Consider the following 19,775-nt stretch of genomic DNA (forward strand, 5'->3'; position numbering starts at 1 on the left):
GGGGCGTCGAGGAAGAGGTCGGCGTCGGGGCATCCGCGGACCGACGCGACAGTGAGCTCTCGGGCTCACCTACGGCTAGACGCGTCATCTGCGGACGACCTTTCTCAAGAGGGGATCGGACTACTTGGTGTTGAGCGTCTTGTTGAGGTGATCATCGAAGTCTCGTGCAGCCTCTTCGACCGACTTGGACCCCGTGGCGACCTGCGTGAAGAAGTCGGTCAGCGAACCATCCGCTTCGATGGCGACCCAACCAGCCGTGGGTGGGGTGGACACCGTCACCTGCGACGCCTCGTAGAAGGCCTGCATCTCCTCGGGAAGCGTCTTGGAGACCTGCTCGACGAGCACGCTCGAGTTCGGCGCGTGCGCGTTCTCCTCGAACACGAAGCCCAACTGGACCTCCGTGCTCGCCAACAGCTCCAGGTACTTGACACCCAGTTCCTGCTTCTTGCTCTTGGCTCCGATGCCCATGGTCGAGCCGCCGAGGAACGACGGCTTGATGCCGTCGGCCTTGTTCTGCGTCGGCCACGTGAAGCTGCCGACCTGGCCGACCAGGTCGGGGTTCGCCTCCTGAACCCGCTTGACTGTGTTGCCATCGCCGACCATCGCGGCAGCCTGGCCCGAGGAGAACACGACGTTCGGGTCGGGCGTGCCCATCGCCGCCGCGCGCGATGCTTCGATCGAGTAGGTGTTCTGGAACTCCTTGAACTGCTCCAGTCCCTTCTGCGACTCCGGCGTCGACAGCTGACCAGCCCACTCGCCGTCGTCCTGAGCGGCGATCGCGCCATCGGCGTCGTAGAGGAACGGCAGACCGCCGAACCAGTTGCTTCCGGCGAGGTAGAACGCCGAGAACTCCGGAGCGGTGTTCGCCGCCTTGATCGCGTCCAGCGCGGTGGTCAGCTCGTCCCACGTGGTCGGCTCGGTGGTGATACCGGCGTCTGCCCAGATCTTCTTGTTGTAGACGATGGCGCGAGCGCCCGAGTAGAGCGGCAGCGCGAACAGCTTGTCGTCCACGGTCGCCGGCCCTTCGAGGCCGTCGAGCCAGGCATCGGAGTTCTCGAAGTCATCGCGGTGAGATGTCAGGTCGTAGAGCGCGCCGCCCTCCGCGTAGAGGGGAACCTGCGTGTTGCCCATCTCGAAGACATCGGGTCCGCTGTCGCTCGACAGCGCCGTGACGAGCTTCGTCGTGATGCCGTCCCACTGCTGAATCTCGACCTTCACCTTCGCGCCGGTCTCCTCCTCGAACTGCTTGTTGAGGGCGTCGATGCTCTCGTCGGTGAACGAGTCCTGCATGTACCAGACCGTCAGCGTCTCATCGGTCGACGCCTCACTGGCGCTTCCTCCCGGCTGCTGTGCGCAAGAGGTCAACGCAAGGGCTGCGACGACCAGAGGAACGGCGATGATTCTCTTCTTCATTGCTGTGATGCCTCCATGGCTAATGAGCGCGACATGCGCTCGCGGTGACGATCCACGTCCGGGGGTGGGATCGGTTGATGCCCGGCAAGTGGATCGGTGCCGGCCGCAGAAGCGTCATCCGCGACGGCGTGAAGTGAGTTTCACTCACGCTGACCAAAAATGCAAGATGTTCGCTTGCTTTTTTTTGCACGTTGGTTGAAACTCGCTCTTGGGCGCCTCGCCCACCACCGACTTTCCGGAGAAGCATCCATGAACCCACCCACGAAGCCGTCGACCCGCGGCCCCCTGAAGCTCGGAATCCTGGGCGCGGGCGGCATCGCCACGATTCCCGACGGCGTGCTTGCGAACATGAAGAACATCGACGAGGACGTCGAGATCGTCGCCATCGCCGACGTCGAGAGAGAACGGGCGCAGAGCGCGGCGGACCTTTACGGAATCCCGGAGGTCTACGACTCGTTGGCGGCGATGCTCGCCACCGCCGACATCGAGGCCGTGGCCAACCTCACCCCCATTCCCGCGCACGCAACCACCTCGCTGGCGATCCTCCGTGCCGGCAAGCACCTGGTGGTGGAGAAGCCCCTTGCCACGACGATGGCCGAGGCGGACGAGATCATCGAACTCGCCGCAGCGCGAGGCCTCGTCCTGGCCGTCGCGCCGCCCGACATGCTCTTCGGCCCGTACACCGAAGCCCGCCGGCTCATCCAGAGCGGAACGGTCGGGGACGTCGCCTTCGCCCGCGTCCGAAGCTCGCACGCCGGCCCCGGCGGCGGCACCGAACCCTGGCCCCTCGATCCGTCGTGGTTCTATCGCGACGGATCCGGACCGCTCTTCGACATGGGCGTTTACGGCATCCACGAGATCACCGGGCTCCTCGGTCCCGCCAAGAGGGTCACGGCGTTCGCAGGCGTCACCGATGAGGTGCGCACGGTGCGCTTCGGACCATTCGCGGGCACGGACATGCCCGTCGAAACCCCCGACAACTACCTGTTCATGCTCGACTTCGGAAACTCCTGCTTCGCCGTTGTGGATGCCACATTCAATGTCCATGCCTCCCGTAGCCCGAAGCTCGAAGTCTTCGGCCGCAAGGGCGTGCTGAACATCTACACCCCGGATGGCCCGACGGTCGAGGTCTTCCGCACGGACATCGCGCCGGGTCTGGATGGCTGGATCACTCCCACTGACTGGCGCGTGACCGATCCAGAGCATCGCGACCGCCTCGGTCGGGCGGTGCTCGTCGAACACCTCGCGCGCTGCGTCCGGACCGGAGAGAAGCCGGTCCTTTCCGGCGAGCATGCCCGTCACGCCCTCGAGATCATGATCGCCGTCGGCGACTCCGCCCGCGAGGGTCGCGTCGTCGAGCTCACCACCACCTTCTAGACGTCAACGCCCACAATTGGAGCCCGCATGACCACCCCCGTCCGTTTCGCGATCGTCGGATTCGATCACTGGTACTCCGCGATCCCCCTGGCTGAGGCGATCCTTGCCGACTCGAACTCGGTACTCGTGGGCATCGCCGATCGCAGCGCGGATCGTGTAGCCGAACTCACCGAGCGGTTCGGGGTAGACGGCACCACCGATCTGTCCTCCCTCATCGCCTCCCCCGACGTGGACGTGATCGCAAGCTTCGTCAGCGTCGATGAGAACCCCGGCATCTGCATCGAGGCCGCCCGGGCAGGCAAGCACATCATCTCGATCAAGCCGCTGGCACTGACGCTCGAAGAGGCGGACGCCGTCCGCACAGCCGTGCGCGACGCTGGTGTCATCTTCCTGCCTGGCGAGTCCCGGTCGCGCACCTCTGATCAGAACCAGCTCATCGCGCAGATCGTGCGGTCCGGACGGCTGGGAGACATCCGATCGGGAAGCTTCACGCTGAGCGGCATCCTCCCGAGCCACTGGCCGGATCATGACGGGCCCGGGTGGTGGGGGGATCCGCAGCGGACCCTCGGCGGTGGTTGGGTGGACCACGCGATCTACCAGATCGATCGACTCCGTTGGCTACTGGATGAGGACGTGGTGTCGATCAGCGGACGCACCGCGAACCTCATGCATCGCGACCTGCCCGTCGAGGACTACGGCCATGCGATCGTGGAGATGTCCGGCGGTGGGGTCTTCTCCATCGAGGACACCTGGTCGGCCCCCGACGGCGGGTGGCGTATCTCCACGACCATCGCGGGAACCGAAGGCATCCTGCACGTGGACACGTCGACGGGCCGATTCACGATCTTCGACCCGGCCGGCCGCGACCCGGGGTGGATCCAGTTCGCCTCGCCTTCCGACTACTCCGAGGGCGTCGAGGCCATGCACGCCGCGATCTCCGATCCGCAGGCGGCCATCGCCACCGTCGACGATGCCTTCGACAATCTCGCGGTGTGCATCGCGTTCTACGAGGCGGCGCGTTCGGGCTCCGTCGTCGTACCCGCACGGCGCACCTAACAAGTCAGGACCGGTTCACATGGCTGAGGTCATCATCGTCCGGGACGCGCGGGAGGGCGGCGAATTCGTCGCGGATGCCGTCATCGACCTGGTACGCGCCCGCCCGGGCGCGGTACTGGGCCTGGCAACCGGGTCCTCGCCCCTGCCCGTGTACGACGCCATCGGGCGGCGGGCGGGCGAGGTGGATCTTTCGCGGGTGCACGGCTTCGCGCTGGACGAGTACGTCGGTCTGCCTGAGGGACACGAGCAGAGCTACCGGGCCACGATCACCCGCGAAGTCGTTGTGCCGCTCGGCCTCACACCGGCCAACGTGCACGTTCCGTGCGGTCGGGTCGAAGGAATCCGGACGGCCGGCGAAGAATATGACACTGCGATCGCCGCGGCCGGCGGCATCGATCTGCAACTGCTCGGCATCGGGACCGATGGCCACATCGGCTTCAATGAACCCGGATCATCCTTCGCATCGCCGACACGAGTGAAGACGCTGACCAGGCAGACCAGGCGCGACAACTCGCGGTTCTTCGGCCACGCCGACGAGGTTCCGCGCAGGAGCATCACGCAAGGCATCGGGACCATCCTGCGAGCGCGACATCTCGTGCTGCTGGCCTTCGGCGAGAGCAAGGCACAAGCGGTGGCGTCCGCCATCGAAGGGCCGCTGACCTCATCGGTTCCTGCATCGGCCATTCAGCTGCATCCGCGAGCGACCGTCGTCATCGACGAAGCAGCATCGCGGCTGCTCGCGAACGCGGACTACTATCGCGACGCTTTCGCAGACAGCTCCGCATGGCAGACCCGCTAGCCGGCGACTCGTCCTACTCCGCACGGGTCACCGCACAGACAGTGGGGATGACGGTGGTGGTCGCGCCGGACTCGTTCAAGGGCTCCGCCAGTGCACACGACATCGGGGCAGCCATCGCGCGCGGTTGGCGATCGGTCCGCCCTGAAGACGACGTGATCGAGTGCCCTCAGGCGGACGGCGGCGAAGGAACGATGGATGCCGTCAGAGCAGCCGCGCCCGATGCACGCCTCCGTTCCGCGGGGCTCGTCACCGGCCCCGATGGTCGCCAAGTCGAAGGCACGTGGCTGGAGCTGAGCGACGGCACCGCCGTGATCGAGATCGCTCAGATGTCGGGCTTACCGCTCATGTCGAAGCTGGACCCCCTCCACGCGACCTCGCGCGGACTCGGGCAGGTGATGGCTGCCGCGATCGATGCGGGCCATTCTCGCCTCGTCGTCGGGCTGGGCGGGTCGGCATCGACCGATGCCGGTCTTCCGGCGCTGGAGTCACTGGGCGACCGGCGACCGCCTCAAGACGGGGTGCTTGTCCTGACCGACGTGACGAACCCGCTCCTTGGACCGCGTGGCGCCGCAGCGGTGTTCGGTCCGCAGAAGGGGGCGTCCCTGCACGACATCGCAGTGCTCGAGAAGCGTCTCGAGCAGGCCGCGCTGGATCTTCAGGGAGATCCCGATGCACCCGGGGCCGGTGCAGCGGGGGGCGTCGGGTTCGGCCTGGCGGCCTGGGGCGCGACCATCACCCCCGGCTCGGCGTACATCTCACGCCTCACAGGGCTCGATGAACTCCTGCAGCGGGCCGACATCGTGGTGACAGGTGAGGGGCGATTCGACCGCCAGTCCGCCGACGGCAAGGCCGCAGGACGAACCGTGGAGGCCGCCCATCGAGCCGGGGCCACGGTCGGGATCATCGCCGGCGCTTTCGAACCCGGTCTGCCCATCTCGGTCGCAACTTGGGTCGCCTCCTTGACAGACCTCGCGGGCTCTGCGAGCCGGGCCATCGAGGATCCGCTGCCGTACGCATTTGAGGCAGCTCAACAGATCGCGCGCCAGCGATCGCTGGCCTGACATTGCACCGCGATGCCGGGGTTTCCGTTCTTACAGGGTTGCCCGGCTTCAAGCTGGCGGCGGCGGTCGGGTCTGACCCAAGCCCCCGTGGCTTTCATCAGCGTGAGGGCCGCCGTTCGGGTTGGCTCACCGAGATAGATCCCCATCCGACCTACCGTGGGTCATTTGCCCACGGTAGGCATTTGCGACCTTGACAACAAACACCTCGCCCGCCGGCGTCGTACCGCGCAATTCCGCGGATCTCGCCGAGCTGTGCGGCCGGGTTCGGCGCCGAAACGAAGTCCGAAATCCGCCAACGGCACGTCTCGCGGGAAACGATTTTTCCCAATCCCTTCCCACGAGCACGTTCGGGCAAGAACAAATCCCAGATGAAAAGGGTTTTTCTGGGTGTGACGGTGGAATTTGAACCCTACAAGGCGACATTTCGTCGGTGTGAGCGACCTTGTTTGGGTTGGTTCTCCGCGGGCTTTGAGATTACGTGGATGTGCCCGCTGCGAGAGGAACAGTCTCGGTTCTTCTCGCAGCGTTCTCACGCCAACACCTTCTCGTGCACGCCGTCGTGAGCTATCAGGGCCTCGATGCTGCCGGGCGTCACCGTTCGATGGGCGGGATGCCGTGGTCGAGGATGCCGGAAGGAACTTGTCCGTCCCATTGGTTGATCCAATAGAGGTCGTCTTCGTCCCAGAGGCGTGCCGGCCGGGCGGGGTCTTGGATCAGTTCCATGTCGGTGTAGAGCTCGATGACGGCACCAGTGGGTTCGATGTAGTAGACCGCGATATTGTCACCGGCACCGTGCCGGACCGGTCCCCACGCCAGGCGCGCCCCGCGACGAGCGAGGCGATCGCCGAGACGTCCCAGATCGGTGATGTTCTGGGTCTGCCAGGCGTGGTGGTGCAGCCCGGTGCGTTCGCTCTTGAACACGGCGATGCCGTGGTGGTCGTTGTTGCACCGCAGGAAGAACGCAGCATCCGTTCCGATCTGGTCCGACACCCGGAAATCCAGCACGTCGACGAGAAAGTCGCGCTGCGCGAGCGGATCGGTCACCTGCACGTTGACATGCCCGAACCGGTCCGGTCCGAACCCACCGGTCTTCTTGATGCTGTACTGCGCCGGCTCGGCGAAGATCTGCCAGGTGAAGCCCTCCGGGCCGACGAACGCGAACCCGGATTCAACGGTCTCCTCCAGCGGGCTCTCACTCACGATCCGATATCCGGCCCGGTCCACACGTTCACGGATCTGCATGACGGCGTCGGCGTCGGCCGCGATCAGGCCGACGTGATCGAGCGCGTCGCGCTCACTCTGCGTGTAAACGATCTCGCGCGCCACGTCTTGGGCGGCCAAATGCGAGGTCGTGCCGCGGTTGGCGACCTCGCGCAACCCGAGAGCTTCGGTCGCGTTCGCGACCGAAGCTCCAAGGTCGGTGGTCTGCAAGGACACGTAGCCCAAGGCACTGATGACAGGGGAAGACGACATTGACACTCCTGAAATGTTCGGGATGAAAGTGGTGGGAACGAAACGACTACTCGACGAACTTCTGACGCAACTCGCCCACGCCCTCGATCCACGAGACCAGCTCGTCGCCGGGCTGCAAGAACCGTTGCGGGTCACGACCGATCCCGACTCCCGCAGGCGTGCCGGTGAAGATCAGGTCGCCCGGATAGAGCTCCACGACCTGGGTCAGCTCACTCACCAACCTCGCGACAGGGAAGATCAGATCCCGTGTGCGCCCGTCCTGCACCGTCTCACCATTGATCGCGCACCCCAGAGCCAGATCATCCCGATCGGCAAGCTCGTCAGGGGTGACCAGCCACGGACCCACGGGCGCGAACCCGGGGAAAGACTTTCCGAGCCCGAACTGCGGCGCCGGCCCCCGCAACTGCACAATCCGCTCCGACAGGTCCTGACCGACCGTGACCCCGGCCACGTAGTCCCACGCCTCGTCGCGACCGACCTGGTGAGCGGTCCGACCGATCACGACGACCAACTCGACCTCCCAATCCGTGTTGCCGCCCGCCGGCAACGTCACCACCGTGTCCGGACCCGACAACGACGACGCGAACTTCGTAAACGTCGGCGGCAGATCCACCGGCTCCGCAAAGCCCGACTCCGCCGCATGAGCCCCATAATTCAAGCCGATCGCGAACACCTGTCGAGGTGCTGGCGACGGCGACCCCAACTCCGTGGCGGCAAAGGTCATCCGCGCCGTTTCGCTGAGGTCCGCGCTGTCTGCCCACGCACGAAAGCCATCCCATTCCGCGTACACCGTGTGAGTATCGGGTCCGAACGCAAGATCGCTCGCCTCTGCGACATCCACTCCCTCACCATCACCCGTGACCAAGACGGCACGTCCGCCCACATTTGCAAGCTTCACGTTTTGTTTCCTTTCAGTCGTGAACAGATTGATTCCGGCGCACTAGCCGCACCGGCTCCGCACAGTGGCGGGACCTTCTCAGGCGTATCGCGCGCTATCGCACACCCGTCGTCGCGCGAACGCGGGCGACGAAGTCGACGACCACCTCGTGCAATTCGGCGGGCGAGTCGGCCGTGCCGAAGACGTAGAAGTCGGGACGCACCAGAACGGCCCGCGTGCCGAGCCCGTCAAACCACTCCGCATAGGTGCCGTAGACGTCGAAGAACGACTCGACTCCCGTGGTTGCGGCATCCGCTCCGAACGCCACCACAGCGATACCGAGTTCTCGCAAGGCCGCGATATCTGTATCGGCGATGCCCGCGGCGAGTTCGCCGCGCACAATCAATGCACCGGCGCCGAAGACATCATCGAAACGCTCGTCTTCGACACTGCGCTCGGTCGAGATTCGCCCCTGCCAGGACAAGGTGCCACCGTGCTCACCGCGGTGCACCCCATCACCGAGCCGCGGAGCCGGCGGCGGCTCGGCGGTGACGCCGCTGGCGCGAACCGCTTTCATGCTCTCGTCGCGCTGTCGCGCAGCCTCGGGATCGGTGATGCAGATGATCTGCCCCAGCGACATCGAGAACTGGATGAACTCTGCCAGATGGGGCTGACGCTCACTCTCGACGGTGTCGAGCAAGGCATCGTCGGCGATACCGCGGAGCACGAGGTCGAGTTTCCACGCCAGGTTGATGCAGTCGCGAAAGCCTGCGGCCAGACCTTGACCAGCGAACGGGGGCATGAGGTGCGCCGCGTCGCCGACCACGAACACTCGTCCCTGCTTCCACTCCTTCGACCAACCCGAGTTGAAGGTGTAGACCACGCCCCGATCGAGGATGGCATTGTCTGCGGTGACTCCGAACGGCCCCAGCAGCTCCCAGATCCGCTCCGGCTTGGTGAGCTCCTCAACAGTCTCGCCCTCGAGGCGCATGAATTCCCACCGGCGGCGGCCGGGGCCACCGGGTACGACTGTCGTCGGGCGACGCGGATCGCATACCTGCTTGGCGAGGTGCGTTACTTTGAGTCCCTCCCGCGGTCGAATATCCACCACGAGCCAGTCGTAGAAGTAACCCAAGTCGTTCCACTCGATACCGAGCTGTTTGCGCGTTGCGCTGTTCGCGCCATCTGCGCCGATCACATACTTGGCACGGACGAGAGCCTGGTCGTTGTCGCCGTCGATCGAGACCGTGACGCCGTCTTGATCTTGGTCCACCACTTTGGCCGACACACCACGCCGACGGTCCACGTTCTCGAAGGAGGCGAGCCGCTGCTCGAGATGGGCCTCGAGAGATGGCTGGTTGTAGAAGTAGGTGTTGTTCCACCCGGACGGATCGACGCCCCGCCAGTCGACCTCGTGGAGAACTTCGTCGTCGCCGTTGACCCAGACATACAGATCGTCGTACGGCTCTACAGCGTCGGGCATGGAGTCCGGGTTCATTCCCGCCGTTTGCAGCAGACGCGCGATTTCAGCGTCATGAGCGACAGCACGGGGCAGCCCGTAGGTCTCAAGCTTCCGTTCGGTCAGCAGCACGGAGTGGCCGGCACGCGCGAGCATGAGGCCGATCATTTTGCCGACCGGGCCCATGCCGATGACGACTACGTCGAATTCACTAGCGAACGACGTGGGTCGGGGTGCATCTTGCGTCATTGCAAATCTTCTCTGTTCGTGGTCTTCGCGGTCTTTGGCTCTCTGGTGGAGCGCGACGATCTGGACACGTTCGTGGGTTGACGCAACCTCGGCGTCAGAGCACGACCGAGATGGCAAGCGCCACGAGCGACGCGACCGCTGGTACCGTGCGGATCAGGTGTAGCCGACGCCATCGAACACGGAGATCCTCGACGTTCGGTGGCGCCTCCCCCTCCTTGCGGCGACGGAACTGCGAGTTGATACGTTCCGGAAAGGCGATCGACAGGACGATCACAAGGAGGACCAGCCCGATGCCGATCCAAGCGAACGTCGACGCGAGGCCCACCGATGAGAGCGCGAAGACCACGGCGGCGACGGTCGCGACGATGCCGAGAATCGGCTGCAAGGGGTCGGCCCGATATACCGAGCGGCGGAAGTCGACCACGTACTGGTCGATCGGCATCCGTCCCCACAGGTTCACGCGCTCGACGGCATACGTGAAGATCACGCCGGCCCAGAGCCCGCCAGCGACGAGCATCACCACCGCGCTGATTTGTGTTGCAAGGGTCACCGTTGACTGCCTTTCATAGAGCCGTTGGCCGAAGCTGGCCAGATGTCACGAGGTCCTAGCCGACCCGGAGTTCACACATCCTGAGCGACGCCTTCATCGAGCACGAGGAGCTCAGAGGACGGCACGAGATTCTTCAGGAGTCCGTAGTGCAGCTGGCGGTGCACGTCGGCGAGCCCAGCTTGATGAATGGGCACGATGACGCGTGGGGCGACCGCCTTCGCGAAATCGATCGCATCGGCGACCTTCATCCACGGTCCGCCGACCGGAAGGAGCAGCACATCCACGTGGCGTGGCACTGCGTCGAAGGCGTCGCCGGGGTGCCACACCGCGTCGTCCAAGATGAATCCGCTGTTGGCCACGGCCGGCAGTGTCGGGTAGATCGGTGCATGGAGGGCACCCGTGGGCTGCACCCGAATGCCCGCCGCTTCGAACGGCATCTCGTCGGCGACCTGCCTGTCCCCTGGTCGACCCGCGCCCGCCGCGGCCGTTGCTTCGGCATTGGCTACCAGGATTGCGCCTGGGTTCGCCTCCCGCAGGGCGACGAGGCGCGCGGCATCGAGGTGATCCGCGTGCGCATGGGTGACGAGAATCACGTCCAGCTCTGTCATCGATTCGAATCCACTCGAGTATGTGCCCGGGTCAAAGAGCGCCCTCCCCCCGTCGGTCTCGACGAGGACGGCGGCGTGGCCGAAGTGTGTGAGTCTCATATCGATCTCCCCAAATTGCTCTGCACAGGAATCAGATCCACTCGCGAAGCGGTGGTCGCGCCAGATCAGGCGGAATGCCTTCGACACCGGCCACACGACCGGTGGCCCATGCGAGTAGTTCTTGGGCCGGCCCCGTGACGACGGTGAGACCGTGGTCGCCAGCCGCGCGCACGTGGGCACGCGTGGGATCGATCACCAGCCGAATCTCCTCGAGCTCCGATCCGAGCACATCGGGGAGCAGGGCCACCGCGATCTCGGCATCGTCGTCCGGGAGGTCCGCCAGCGAGCGACCGAGGTCCGCGTGGTGGACGACGACTTGCAGCAGCCGGCGCCCGGGAATCCCCGCCATTTCATCGGACAGTGCGTTCCAGTCGCCCACGCCCGAGATGGCTGCATTCAGGCGTTCCGTCGACACGTGCAGGTCATCGAGGATTACGGCGCCGGGCCGGAGGTTGCCGCCCTCGTCGTTCTCCCACTGGCGTCCCGGGTCAGATGGCGGAACGACGCGTCCGGTCGCTGCCAGCAGGCTGTCAGCCATCCGGTCGGCCTCGCGGGCCAAGTAGGTGATGATGTGCCCGCCCGTCAGCGTCCCGTTGAGAATTGAATAGTCCAGGAAGTCGTACTCCAGAAAGACGGTGAAGGCTCGATCCATGAGCCGATCGCTCTCCCGTTGCAGCGACTGCACCACGGACTGCAGCTCAACGGTTGTCATGACTCCCCCACTCACGCGAATGCCCTCGTCCTGCCGGCCGAGCGCACCAGATAGTCGAACCCGGCATGGAGCTGCGTCGGATTCCACACCTGGTCGCGTTTGAACGCGGTCTCCGCGGCGTCGGTCCAGATCTTCGCGCCGCCGGCCGCGAGTGCGTCGAGTTGGGTTCGACACGCCCGTTCCAGCAGCACCGAGTACATCACCGCTGTGGCGATGTCGGGCCCGACGGTCACAGCTCCGTGGCTGGGCAGGAGGATCGCGTTGGCGGATCCGAGCGCCGTGGCGACATCCTCGCCCAGCTCCGCCGTTGCGATCAGCGACCCGGTCACCGATGTCAGCCTCGGCAGCTGAGGGTGGGTGAAGGGAACGCCGTCGTGTGAGAGCGGTTGGAGGGGGACATCGAGGGATGCGAAGGCGGCGAGCGCGGGGGCATGAGTGTGCACGACCGCGTGCACATCGGGCCGGGCGAGGTAGGGCTGTGCGTGTATCGGGTACTCGATGTGGCGGCGCCCGGTGCCGACCAGGACCTCGCCTCCCCAAGAGACGAGCACGACGTGGTTGGCGTCGATCTCCTCGAACCCGTACCCCGCCGCTTTCATCCAGACGCCGCGACCCGCGTTGTCGCGAACGGATGGGTGGCCCCACACCATGTCGCTGAGGCCGGCCGCCGCCAGGGCTGCGCACCCCGCGATCACATCGTCGATATGCGTTGCGTCGCTCATTTGCCGCCTCGTTCCGTAACTAGTTGTGTGTCTACGCCTAACGGGCCGAAGCTCGACGCACCGCCCGGGTCGCCAATCGGCTCAGACCTCGTCGGCAATGGCAATTCGAAGAACGCGCGGTTATCCGCCATCCATACAGGGTCCGGCCCGTCACTCGGGGACTTGATCGCGGCGACAGGGCACGCGGTGACGCATGCTCCGCAGTCGATGCATTCGTTCGGGTTGATGTAGCGCTTCTCGAGACCCTCGTAGATGCAGTCCACCGGACACACATCGACACACGAGCCGTCGAGCTCACCGATGCATGCGTCGTCGATGACGTAGGCCATTTCAGGCTCCTATCCGGGCAGGTTCAGGACGGCTGAGTTCGGAGGAGTGTCCGGGGAAGACCTCTTCACCCGGACGGAGGATGACGGCGATGTTGTTGACGGCCGTGGCTGCTTCTCCGAATCCGACGGCCATGAGTCGAACCTTGCCCGGGTAGTCGGTGATGTCTCCCGCGGCGAACACCTTGGAACGACCGGTGGACATGTTCGTTGCGACGTCGATCTGACGGCCTCTGATAGACAGGCCCCATCCGGACAGCGGACCGAGTGAGGCGATGTGTCCGAGGGCGGGAATGACGACGGATGCCGGGACGGTCTCCACATCACCGGTCTTCGCGTTCCGGATGACGATGTGGCGAACGGTCTCGTCACCCAGGACTTCCGAGATCTCGGACTCCAGAACGACGCGCGCGGCGGACTCGCGAAGCCGCGCGACAGAGCTCTCGTGCGCCGTGAAGCCGGCACGACGATGGATGAGGGTGACGGAACGTGCCGTTTCGGCGAGCATGTTCGCCCAGTCGACTGCGCTGTCGCCCCCGCCCACGATGACGACGTCATGTTCCGTGTATTCCACGGCCGGACCGACGAGCCGATGGATGCCAGCACCTCGGTAGACGTCGACGGCTGGCAGCGGTCGGGGTGTGAACCGACCTATTCCTCCCGTGATGAGGACCGCACCGCACTCGATCTGCGTTCCCGCGGTCGTCGTCACGCGGATGGAGCCGTCCACCTGGTCTTCGACGGTGGAGCACTCCTCACCGAGGATGATGTGAGGGTCGGCGCTGGACGCCTGCTCGACCAACCCGGCGATGAGATCGCGCCCGTGAACGGCGGGGAACCCGGCGACGTCGTAAACGAACTTCTCGGGGTACAGGGCGGACACCTGACCGCCGAGATGGGTGAGGCTGTCGACGAGCACGACGCTCAGTCCACGCATTCCGGCGTAATACGTGGCGAAGAGACCGGCGGGGCCGGCACCGATGATGAGGAGGTCAGCAGTCGGCATGGGTCACGTCCACAGGAGTCCGTCGGTGAGGGGCTCCTCACCGACGAGGTCGTCGTACGCCTGCCGAGCACTGTCGTGCAAGGGCACGGGTGTGTTGCGCATCTCGGCGGGGTCGAGCGGGTAGCCAAGCGGCGTGCGATCCTGCGGCATGTGCGCGTATTGCCCTTCGATCGCCCTGCGCGTTTTGACCATGCACCAGGTGGCGAGATACGCGACTTCGGGGTCGAGGTCCTCTCGGCAGAGCAGGACGAAGTCGGCGAAGTCCAGGGTGAGCAGATCGCGGTCGAGGGAGGGGAGGTACCCCTTCTCCACGACAGCGCTGGGCCAGCCGAGCGCAGCGAAGCCGTTCAGCACCGTGTCACCCCACTCGAGGTACCGGATCGGTCGGCGGTCCGCGATGCGTTGCCAGGCAGGCATCATGATTGCTTCCTGAATCAGGACGTTCACCGCACCGGTGGCGAAGGCATGCACCAGAGGGAATGGCCGCTCGTCGTAAAGGAACTTTGTTCCACGTCGACGAAGCTCGTGCGGGTCCGCTCCTGCCAGCGTCAACCCCAAATGGGCGGCGAGACCGATGGCATTGACCCCGTCATCCTGGGATGTCCCGATGATCAGGTCCGAGGCCACGTGCGTGAAGTCGGCGACACTCGTCACCGGGAGGTCCGCATCGACGGCGACGACGAGACGGTCCCGATGGGCGATCTTGCCGAGTGCGCGCAGCCATGGCGCGGCCGGCCTCCCCGCGGGTCCCGAGCCGTCGTGCAGCAGGCGTGCGGCGGCGGCCGGCGTGGCGAGCGCGATGTCGACCAGGCCGGCCTCCAACGCGTCGACAGCGTCGGCGCCACCCCTGCCCGCGTGAATCGAGAACTCCGACCCCGCAGGGGACCGGTCGCCGATCTCCTGCGACAGCCACCCGGAGATGCGTGTCAGGTTGGCCTGCCCCCAATCAGCCTTGAACCGAAGGCGGACGGGTTTCGAGAGCCTCGGCTCCGTCGTAGCTGCCGCAGTCAACGTCATGCCGGAATGGCGTCGAGGCCGGCCTTGTCAACGGTGTAGTGAACCTCGTTGACGACATCGACGGGCCAGCCGATGCGATCGAATTCCTTGCGCACTGCGGCTTCGTCGGCGGCTTCGTACAGGGTCACGATGGAACCCTTTTCCAAGTTGATCCACACCTGCTGGAACTCGGCGTAGGTGTTGAGCTTGATTTCCGGCACGTACGCGGCGACCTCTGCCGGGTCGAGTGCGGGAGCCTGGTGAACGCTGATGAAGAGTGTCATGACTTTCTCCTTGTTTCGTGGTTTTTAACGGTGGGCAACGTCGCCCACCGCGACTAGCGGAGGTGAGGTCTTCAGATCGCGGAGGGCTCTGCGGTCCACCCGAGCTGCTCGAGCGAGATCTCGTCTGCGACGGTCCCGCAGGTCGGGCACGTCCTCTTCGGAAGGTCTTCGTTGAAGCGGCGGACGATCTCGGCATAGATGGCGACGGCCTCGACATCGAGATCCTGCTCCCACTCGAGCCGGTCCAGCTCTGCGTCGCAGCGTTCGCAGGCGAAGATGGCGGCGCGGTACGCGGGGTCATTGCCGATGAACCGGATGAGCACACTCTCACCGTCGGGCTCGAGCCGGTGCGGGGTACCCGCAGGCACGTAGACGTGGTCCCCGGGGATCACAGGCCAGTACTTCACGTTGGTATCGCGGAGCCGCACGTTGGCGCTTCCCGACATCAGCGCGAGGACAGTGTCCTCTTCGAACGCGATGTAGAAGGGCTGCGTCACCCAGTTGCGAGAAATCGTGATCTGCGGATCAACATCGGCAGGCATCACGGGAACGTCGGCATAGTTGCCCACCTCCTTTGCCGCCTCGAAGGTCTGCAGCATCCGTCGACGGGCCATCAGCCGAGCACCTCCTTGGCGCTGGTAGCGAGCGCGTGGTAAGCCGCGTTCGACACCTTGGTCTGGTTGTAGAGCCGGTCCCAGCCCCACACGTTCTGGTCGAACCAGTAGTTCTCGTGACCGCAGTTCTTGCAAGTGCGCACCTCATCTGAGTTCCGCGCCTTTACGAACTCTTGGCTACCCCACTGCGTCGAGAATTGAGGGAAGACGTCGGTTTCATCGCCGAAGGCGTTCGGGTCGTAGTCGGGGGTGCCTTCGGGCGCGGACGCGTACTCGAACTTGACGAGATCCTGCCGACATTTCTCGCACTTGGCCGTCAGCGCCTCGCGCTGGCCTGCCTCCGCCGACTGGCGCTGAGTGATGGTGACGAGCGCGAACGCGCCGTCCTTCTTCTCATCGCGAAGGAAGGAGTTCACCCCGTGGAACGGCTGGGTGGCCATGAGCGAACCGGTGGGGATCATGGCTTCGTTCGAGCCCCACGCGACGAGCAGTTCGGACACAGTGTTCCAGTGGAAGAAGTGACCGTGGAATCGGTCCTCGCCGCCGTAGAGCATGGCGCCGCAGGGAACCATCACCCCGGCACCGTCGTACGGGAAGATCGGCATCAGCTGAGCGTTCGACTTCGACATCCGCTCATACACGCTCACCTTCAACGGTTCCCGCGGCCCACGCGGCGCGGGGACGTGCCGCGTCCTGGCAATGTCCGGCAATACGGCAACTGCCGCGCCGTCCTCAACGATCGACATACGAATCTCCCTCGATTCACAAGTAGGTCAGCATGTGTCACCATACGGAACACTTTTTGACCAGATGTTGCAACCATAGCCATGGCGGTCCCGCGTAGCAAGCCCCTTTCCGCAGGATCCTCGGGCCGAAAGCGCCCTCGATCGTAGAGTCGGCACGTGCGGAAGCTCCGATCGGCGAAGATCGGACCCGGCGTCCAGCCGACCTTGAGGAGAACGAAGCATGACAACGCATTGTCAACTTGACGAATGATTCGACCGTTGGGTGGCATGCGTGTTGCTACACGCGTGGGGCCGTCGGTGCTCCCAACGAGGGGGCGGCGTCAGGAGAGGAATGCAGTCAGGATGCCTCGCATGGCCCGACCCGTCCTCAGCGTGATCGAGACTGCAACAGCCCGCGGAGGCGCCGCAACAGACGCATGACTTCAGCGATGTCCGTATCCGACAGAATCTCCTCCATCGGGCCAGTCCATTCCGCACGCCAGCGCTCTAGCGCGGTCTCATACGAGACCCGACCAGCATCCGTCAGGACGACCAAACGGGCTCTGCGATGCTTCGGGTTCTCTCGGAGTTCGACGAGCCCGGCAGCGGACATCTCGTTTGCGAGGCGTTGCACGGCCTGACGCGACAGGCCCATGTTGCGAGCGATCTGCGATACCGGCAAAGGCGACTCGGACAAAGCGACGGCGCCCAGGACCAGCCATCGGGCGCTCGTAAGCCCAAAGTCCTTCACCGTGGCATCGCCGACGACGATGAGTCGGTCATTCACCCGGAAGATCTCGAAAATGAGCTCATCGATAGGGCGAGTCTCTCTGCGGAACACCACCCAATCGTGGCACGCCGAGCGCCGCTCTTCTGCCTCACCCCCGAGCGGCACCCCTCATGCTGCGTCTACGCGATGATCCCGCGAAACTCGTCGGCGATCGCCAGTGCCTGTGTGCGCGTTGCACGTATCCATGCTTCGTCGCTCCTCGAGCGCGGGGCTGTGACCGAAAGCGCGGCGCGGGCACGTCCTTCTCGATCCCGAAGAACGACAGCCACCGCGCTCACGTCCGGTTCAGTCTCACCGAAGTTGGTTGCATAGCCGCGAGCTCGCACGAGCTCCAGGTCTGCGAGGAGATCGACACGTCGCTTCGCCGTGACGCGGCTCTCGCCGAGTATGACCTCGTGGGGGAAGATGGCCTCCACCTCAGCGTCACTGAGTTCAGCGAGCAACACCTTGCCGCCCGCGGTCGAGTGCGCCGGCAGGTTCCATCCGATCCGGCTTGCAGTGCGCACCGGCTGACCGCTCTCGATGCTGTCCAGGCACAACACGTGGTCGCCTCGCAGGACCATCAGGTGGGCAGTTTCATTCGTCGTCCGCGCAAGCTTGGACAGTACGCCGCGCGCCATTGTGCGAAGGTCGCTGTCCTGGACAGCCGCAAGGCCGATCCCTGTCAGTGCCGGTCCCGGACGATACGAGCGCGTCACGGGTTCCTGTTCGACGTACCCATAGATTGCCAGCGTCGACAGGAGCCGGTGAACCGTGGAGCGCGATAGCCCGAGTTCCCGACTTGCGCGATTGACCTGAATGGTTTGACCGCCGGCAAACAGCTGAAGCAGTTCGAGAGCGTTCGCCACAGATCCGATCACCCCTGCTGGCCGACCGCCGCGCGAATCAAGATCTGAGCTACCCACAGCGATGAAGTATTCCACGTCTCCATCGCGGCGGTGCGGCCGCTCTGCACGTCGGTCTCAAAGCAGACCACGACTCAATCCATCCCGACGCGGGGTTTGGGGTTCCGCGGCGCGGTGGCTGGCGCGATGGACCGGGGCGCGGCCGGCGCCACCGCACAAACTTTGCGGCGCGCCCCGATCGATCTTGCTAGCCGCGGCGGGTCGCTTTGGCCACTGCAATCGTGCCTGTGTTCAGGTCCGTGCGAATCTGCGCGGCCTGGGCGTCGGTGATGCGGTACGCGAGCGCGGTCAGGATGGCGATCAATCCGATGATCGCTGGGAAGAGGTTCACGACGAAGTTGATTCCTTGCAGCGCCTCGGACGTCTGCTGGACGTTGGGCTGATAGCCGAAGATGCCGATCAGGAGGACCGACGCACCTCCGACGGCGAACGCGAGCTTCTGAGCAATCGAAACCAACGCAAAGGAGATGCCATCAGCCCTCACTCCGCTCTTGTACTCGCCGTAGTCGGCGGCGTCCGCGACCATCGAGTAGGTGAGCGGGATCGTGAAGCCGGACAAACCGTGGACGACCGTCAGCACGATGACCACTCCGAGGTTCGCCGGATCCACGAAGAACAACGCGGTCAGCGCGACCACTTGCACAGCCATGCCGATGATGAAGAGGTTGCGCTTGCCGATTCGGCGAGCGAATCGCGAGAACACAAGTGAGCCGACCAGCGCAGCGACGGGGCTCAAGGGGATCAGCAGGGGGACCAGTGGAGCGGCGTTCGCGCTGTAGATGTAGTAGTAGACGATCACCCCGAGGCGGCTGTAGAACGCGACACCGCCAAGGATCGTAAGAACGGCGACGAGGAAAAGTGGACCGTTGGTGAAGATCGCACTCAAGGTCTCCTTGAACGGCACTCGGTCCGTCCGCACCGGCTTCACCGTTTCGCGCGAAGTGCGGTACGTGACGAAGAACAGGATCACGGCGATTACAGCGAACATCGCCGCGGTGAAGGTGAAGCCCTGAATGGAGATCGGCGTCCCCGATGATCCGCCGAATGCACCCACAAGCGGAAGCGTGACCACACTGGTCGCCACAAGGCCGATCGAACCGAGCGCGAAGCGCATCGAGTTCATCGATACACGGTCGGCCGGCGTTTCTGCCATGACCCCCGAAAGTGCCGCGTAGGGAACATTGACAATCGAGTAGACCAGCCCACACACGCCGTAGGTGACGACCGCCCAGATGACCGCAGCAGCCGTGTCTCCCGGGAAGGGTGCGGTGAAAGTGAGGGCCGCGAAGACCCCGAGCGGCAGCGCTCCGAACATGATCCATGGCCGGAATCGGCCCCACCGGCTACGGGTTCGTTCGGAGACCGCGCCGACAGCTGCGTCGAAGATGCCGTCGAGCAAACGCGCGCCGAGGATGATCAAACCCGCGACGCTTGCCGAAATGCCGACCGCGTCCGTGTAGAACAGCGCCAGATAGCTCGACATGCCCGTGAAGACAAGGACGCAGGCTAGATCTCCCAAGCCGTAGCCGACGCGAGAAGACAACGGAAGTCGCGGCTTGCTTCCCATCGTGACCTTGTCCTGGTCGGCAATCCCTATTTCTGCGGATGATGACATTGTTTACTGCTCCTTTGCGGTAGACGTGAAACGACTTCGTTTCGATTTCGGTGAGTGTT

At 64.7% G+C, this 19,775-nt stretch carries 21 protein-coding genes; 4 read left to right on the forward strand and 17 right to left on the reverse strand.

Annotated elements, in window-relative coordinates:
- Nucleotides 1–120: 120 nt before the first annotated feature.
- A complete protein-coding gene (locus tag ASD65_RS11015) occupies nucleotides 121–1,413 on the reverse strand; it encodes an extracellular solute-binding protein (RefSeq protein ID WP_056222433.1) in 1,293 nt (430 codons plus the stop codon).
- A 249-nt stretch (nucleotides 1,414–1,662) separates the two neighbouring features.
- Here ASD65_RS11015 and ASD65_RS11020 point away from each other — a divergent pair, with 249 nt between their 5' ends.
- Genes ASD65_RS11020 through ASD65_RS11035 form a run of 4 tightly spaced genes read left to right on the forward strand, consistent with a single transcriptional unit; the run spans nucleotide 1,663 to nucleotide 5,706 of the window.
- A complete protein-coding gene (locus ASD65_RS11020; RefSeq protein ID WP_056222436.1) occupies nucleotides 1,663–2,790 on the forward strand; it encodes a Gfo/Idh/MocA family protein in 1,128 nt (375 codons plus the stop codon).
- A 27-nt stretch (nucleotides 2,791–2,817) separates the two neighbouring features.
- Nucleotides 2,818–3,846 (forward strand): Gfo/Idh/MocA family protein, encoded by a 1,029-nt coding sequence (locus ASD65_RS11025; protein WP_056222439.1) that lies wholly within the window; start codon nucleotides 2,818–2,820, stop codon nucleotides 3,844–3,846.
- A gap of 19 nt (nucleotides 3,847–3,865) precedes the next feature.
- Entirely contained in the window at nucleotides 3,866–4,645 is a 780-nt protein-coding gene (locus ASD65_RS11030; protein ID WP_056222441.1) for a glucosamine-6-phosphate deaminase, read from the forward strand.
- Entirely contained in the window at nucleotides 4,630–5,706 is a 1,077-nt protein-coding gene (locus ASD65_RS11035; protein WP_235566663.1) for a glycerate kinase, read from the forward strand. Before ASD65_RS11030 ends, ASD65_RS11035 begins: the two co-directional genes overlap by 16 nt.
- Nucleotides 5,707–6,297: 591 nt before the next feature.
- On the opposite strand, the gene ASD65_RS11040 is transcribed toward ASD65_RS11035, so the two are convergent.
- The 16 genes from ASD65_RS11040 to ASD65_RS11115 form a co-directional block, all read right to left on the reverse strand.
- Nucleotides 6,298–7,179 (reverse strand): VOC family protein, encoded by an 882-nt coding sequence (locus ASD65_RS11040; RefSeq protein WP_056222446.1) that lies wholly within the window; start codon nucleotides 7,177–7,179, stop codon nucleotides 6,298–6,300.
- A gap of 46 nt (nucleotides 7,180–7,225) precedes the next feature.
- Complete coding sequence (locus ASD65_RS11045) at nucleotides 7,226–8,020, reverse strand: fumarylacetoacetate hydrolase family protein (RefSeq protein ID WP_235566665.1); 795 nt, start codon at nucleotides 8,018–8,020, stop codon at nucleotides 7,226–7,228.
- A gap of 151 nt (nucleotides 8,021–8,171) precedes the next feature.
- The gene (gene mhpA / locus ASD65_RS11050) at nucleotides 8,172–9,764 is read right to left on the reverse strand and encodes a bifunctional 3-(3-hydroxy-phenyl)propionate/3-hydroxycinnamic acid hydroxylase MhpA (protein ID WP_056222451.1); all 1,593 of its coding nucleotides are present in this window, start codon (nucleotides 9,762–9,764) and stop codon (nucleotides 8,172–8,174) included.
- A 94-nt stretch (nucleotides 9,765–9,858) separates the two neighbouring features.
- Nucleotides 9,859–10,314 carry a DUF1772 domain-containing protein gene (locus ASD65_RS11055; RefSeq protein ID WP_156378848.1) on the reverse strand — a complete coding sequence of 152 codons (456 nt, stop codon included), beginning with the start codon at nucleotides 10,312–10,314 and terminating at the stop codon, nucleotides 9,859–9,861.
- Between the two features lie 71 nt (nucleotides 10,315–10,385).
- Nucleotides 10,386–11,021 carry an MBL fold metallo-hydrolase gene (locus tag ASD65_RS11060; RefSeq protein WP_056222457.1) on the reverse strand — a complete coding sequence of 212 codons (636 nt, stop codon included), beginning with the start codon at nucleotides 11,019–11,021 and terminating at the stop codon, nucleotides 10,386–10,388.
- A 31-nt stretch (nucleotides 11,022–11,052) separates the two neighbouring features.
- Nucleotides 11,053–11,709 (reverse strand): hypothetical protein, encoded by a 657-nt coding sequence (locus ASD65_RS11065; RefSeq protein ID WP_156378849.1) that lies wholly within the window; start codon nucleotides 11,707–11,709, stop codon nucleotides 11,053–11,055.
- A 35-nt stretch (nucleotides 11,710–11,744) separates the two neighbouring features.
- Nucleotides 11,745–12,455: a class II aldolase/adducin family protein gene (locus ASD65_RS11070; RefSeq protein WP_056222463.1), complete on the reverse strand. Its 711-nt coding sequence runs from the start codon at nucleotides 12,453–12,455 to the stop codon at nucleotides 11,745–11,747.
- Nucleotides 12,452–12,784, reverse strand: a complete 333-nt coding sequence (locus ASD65_RS11075) for an indolepyruvate ferredoxin oxidoreductase subunit alpha (RefSeq protein ID WP_056222466.1) — start codon at nucleotides 12,782–12,784, stop codon at nucleotides 12,452–12,454. Before ASD65_RS11075 ends, ASD65_RS11070 begins: the two co-directional genes overlap by 4 nt.
- Before the next feature lies 1 nt (nucleotide 12,785).
- Nucleotides 12,786–13,787, reverse strand: coding sequence for an NAD(P)/FAD-dependent oxidoreductase (locus ASD65_RS11080; RefSeq protein WP_056222469.1), 1,002 nt, complete (start codon nucleotides 13,785–13,787; stop codon nucleotides 12,786–12,788).
- Nucleotides 13,788–13,790: 3 nt separating this feature from the next.
- Complete coding sequence (locus tag ASD65_RS11085) at nucleotides 13,791–14,804, reverse strand: TAXI family TRAP transporter solute-binding subunit (RefSeq protein ID WP_056222472.1); 1,014 nt, start codon at nucleotides 14,802–14,804, stop codon at nucleotides 13,791–13,793.
- Nucleotides 14,801–15,067, reverse strand: a complete 267-nt coding sequence (locus ASD65_RS11090; RefSeq protein WP_056222474.1) for a nickel-binding protein — start codon at nucleotides 15,065–15,067, stop codon at nucleotides 14,801–14,803. Before ASD65_RS11090 ends, ASD65_RS11085 begins: the two co-directional genes overlap by 4 nt.
- Nucleotides 15,068–15,138: 71 nt before the next feature.
- Nucleotides 15,139–15,681, reverse strand: a complete 543-nt coding sequence (locus ASD65_RS11095) for a cupin domain-containing protein (RefSeq protein WP_056222478.1) — start codon at nucleotides 15,679–15,681, stop codon at nucleotides 15,139–15,141.
- Nucleotides 15,681–16,427 carry a hypothetical protein gene (locus ASD65_RS11100; protein ID WP_156378850.1) on the reverse strand — a complete coding sequence of 249 codons (747 nt, stop codon included), beginning with the start codon at nucleotides 16,425–16,427 and terminating at the stop codon, nucleotides 15,681–15,683. Before ASD65_RS11100 ends, ASD65_RS11095 begins: the two co-directional genes overlap by 1 nt.
- Before the next feature lie 367 nt (nucleotides 16,428–16,794).
- Nucleotides 16,795–17,247 carry a MarR family winged helix-turn-helix transcriptional regulator gene (locus tag ASD65_RS11105; RefSeq protein ID WP_200948659.1) on the reverse strand — a complete coding sequence of 151 codons (453 nt, stop codon included), beginning with the start codon at nucleotides 17,245–17,247 and terminating at the stop codon, nucleotides 16,795–16,797.
- Nucleotides 17,248–17,315: 68 nt separating this feature from the next.
- The gene (locus tag ASD65_RS18800; RefSeq protein WP_082561709.1) at nucleotides 17,316–18,119 is read right to left on the reverse strand and encodes an IclR family transcriptional regulator; all 804 of its coding nucleotides are present in this window, start codon (nucleotides 18,117–18,119) and stop codon (nucleotides 17,316–17,318) included.
- A 169-nt stretch (nucleotides 18,120–18,288) separates the two neighbouring features.
- Nucleotides 18,289–19,716: an MFS transporter gene (locus ASD65_RS11115; protein ID WP_082561710.1), complete on the reverse strand. Its 1,428-nt coding sequence runs from the start codon at nucleotides 19,714–19,716 to the stop codon at nucleotides 18,289–18,291.
- Nucleotides 19,717–19,775 lie beyond the last annotated feature (59 nt).

Origin of the sequence: Microbacterium sp. Root61, assembly GCF_001427525.1 — a bacterium.
GTDB lineage: Bacteria > Actinomycetota > Actinomycetes > Actinomycetales > Microbacteriaceae > Microbacterium.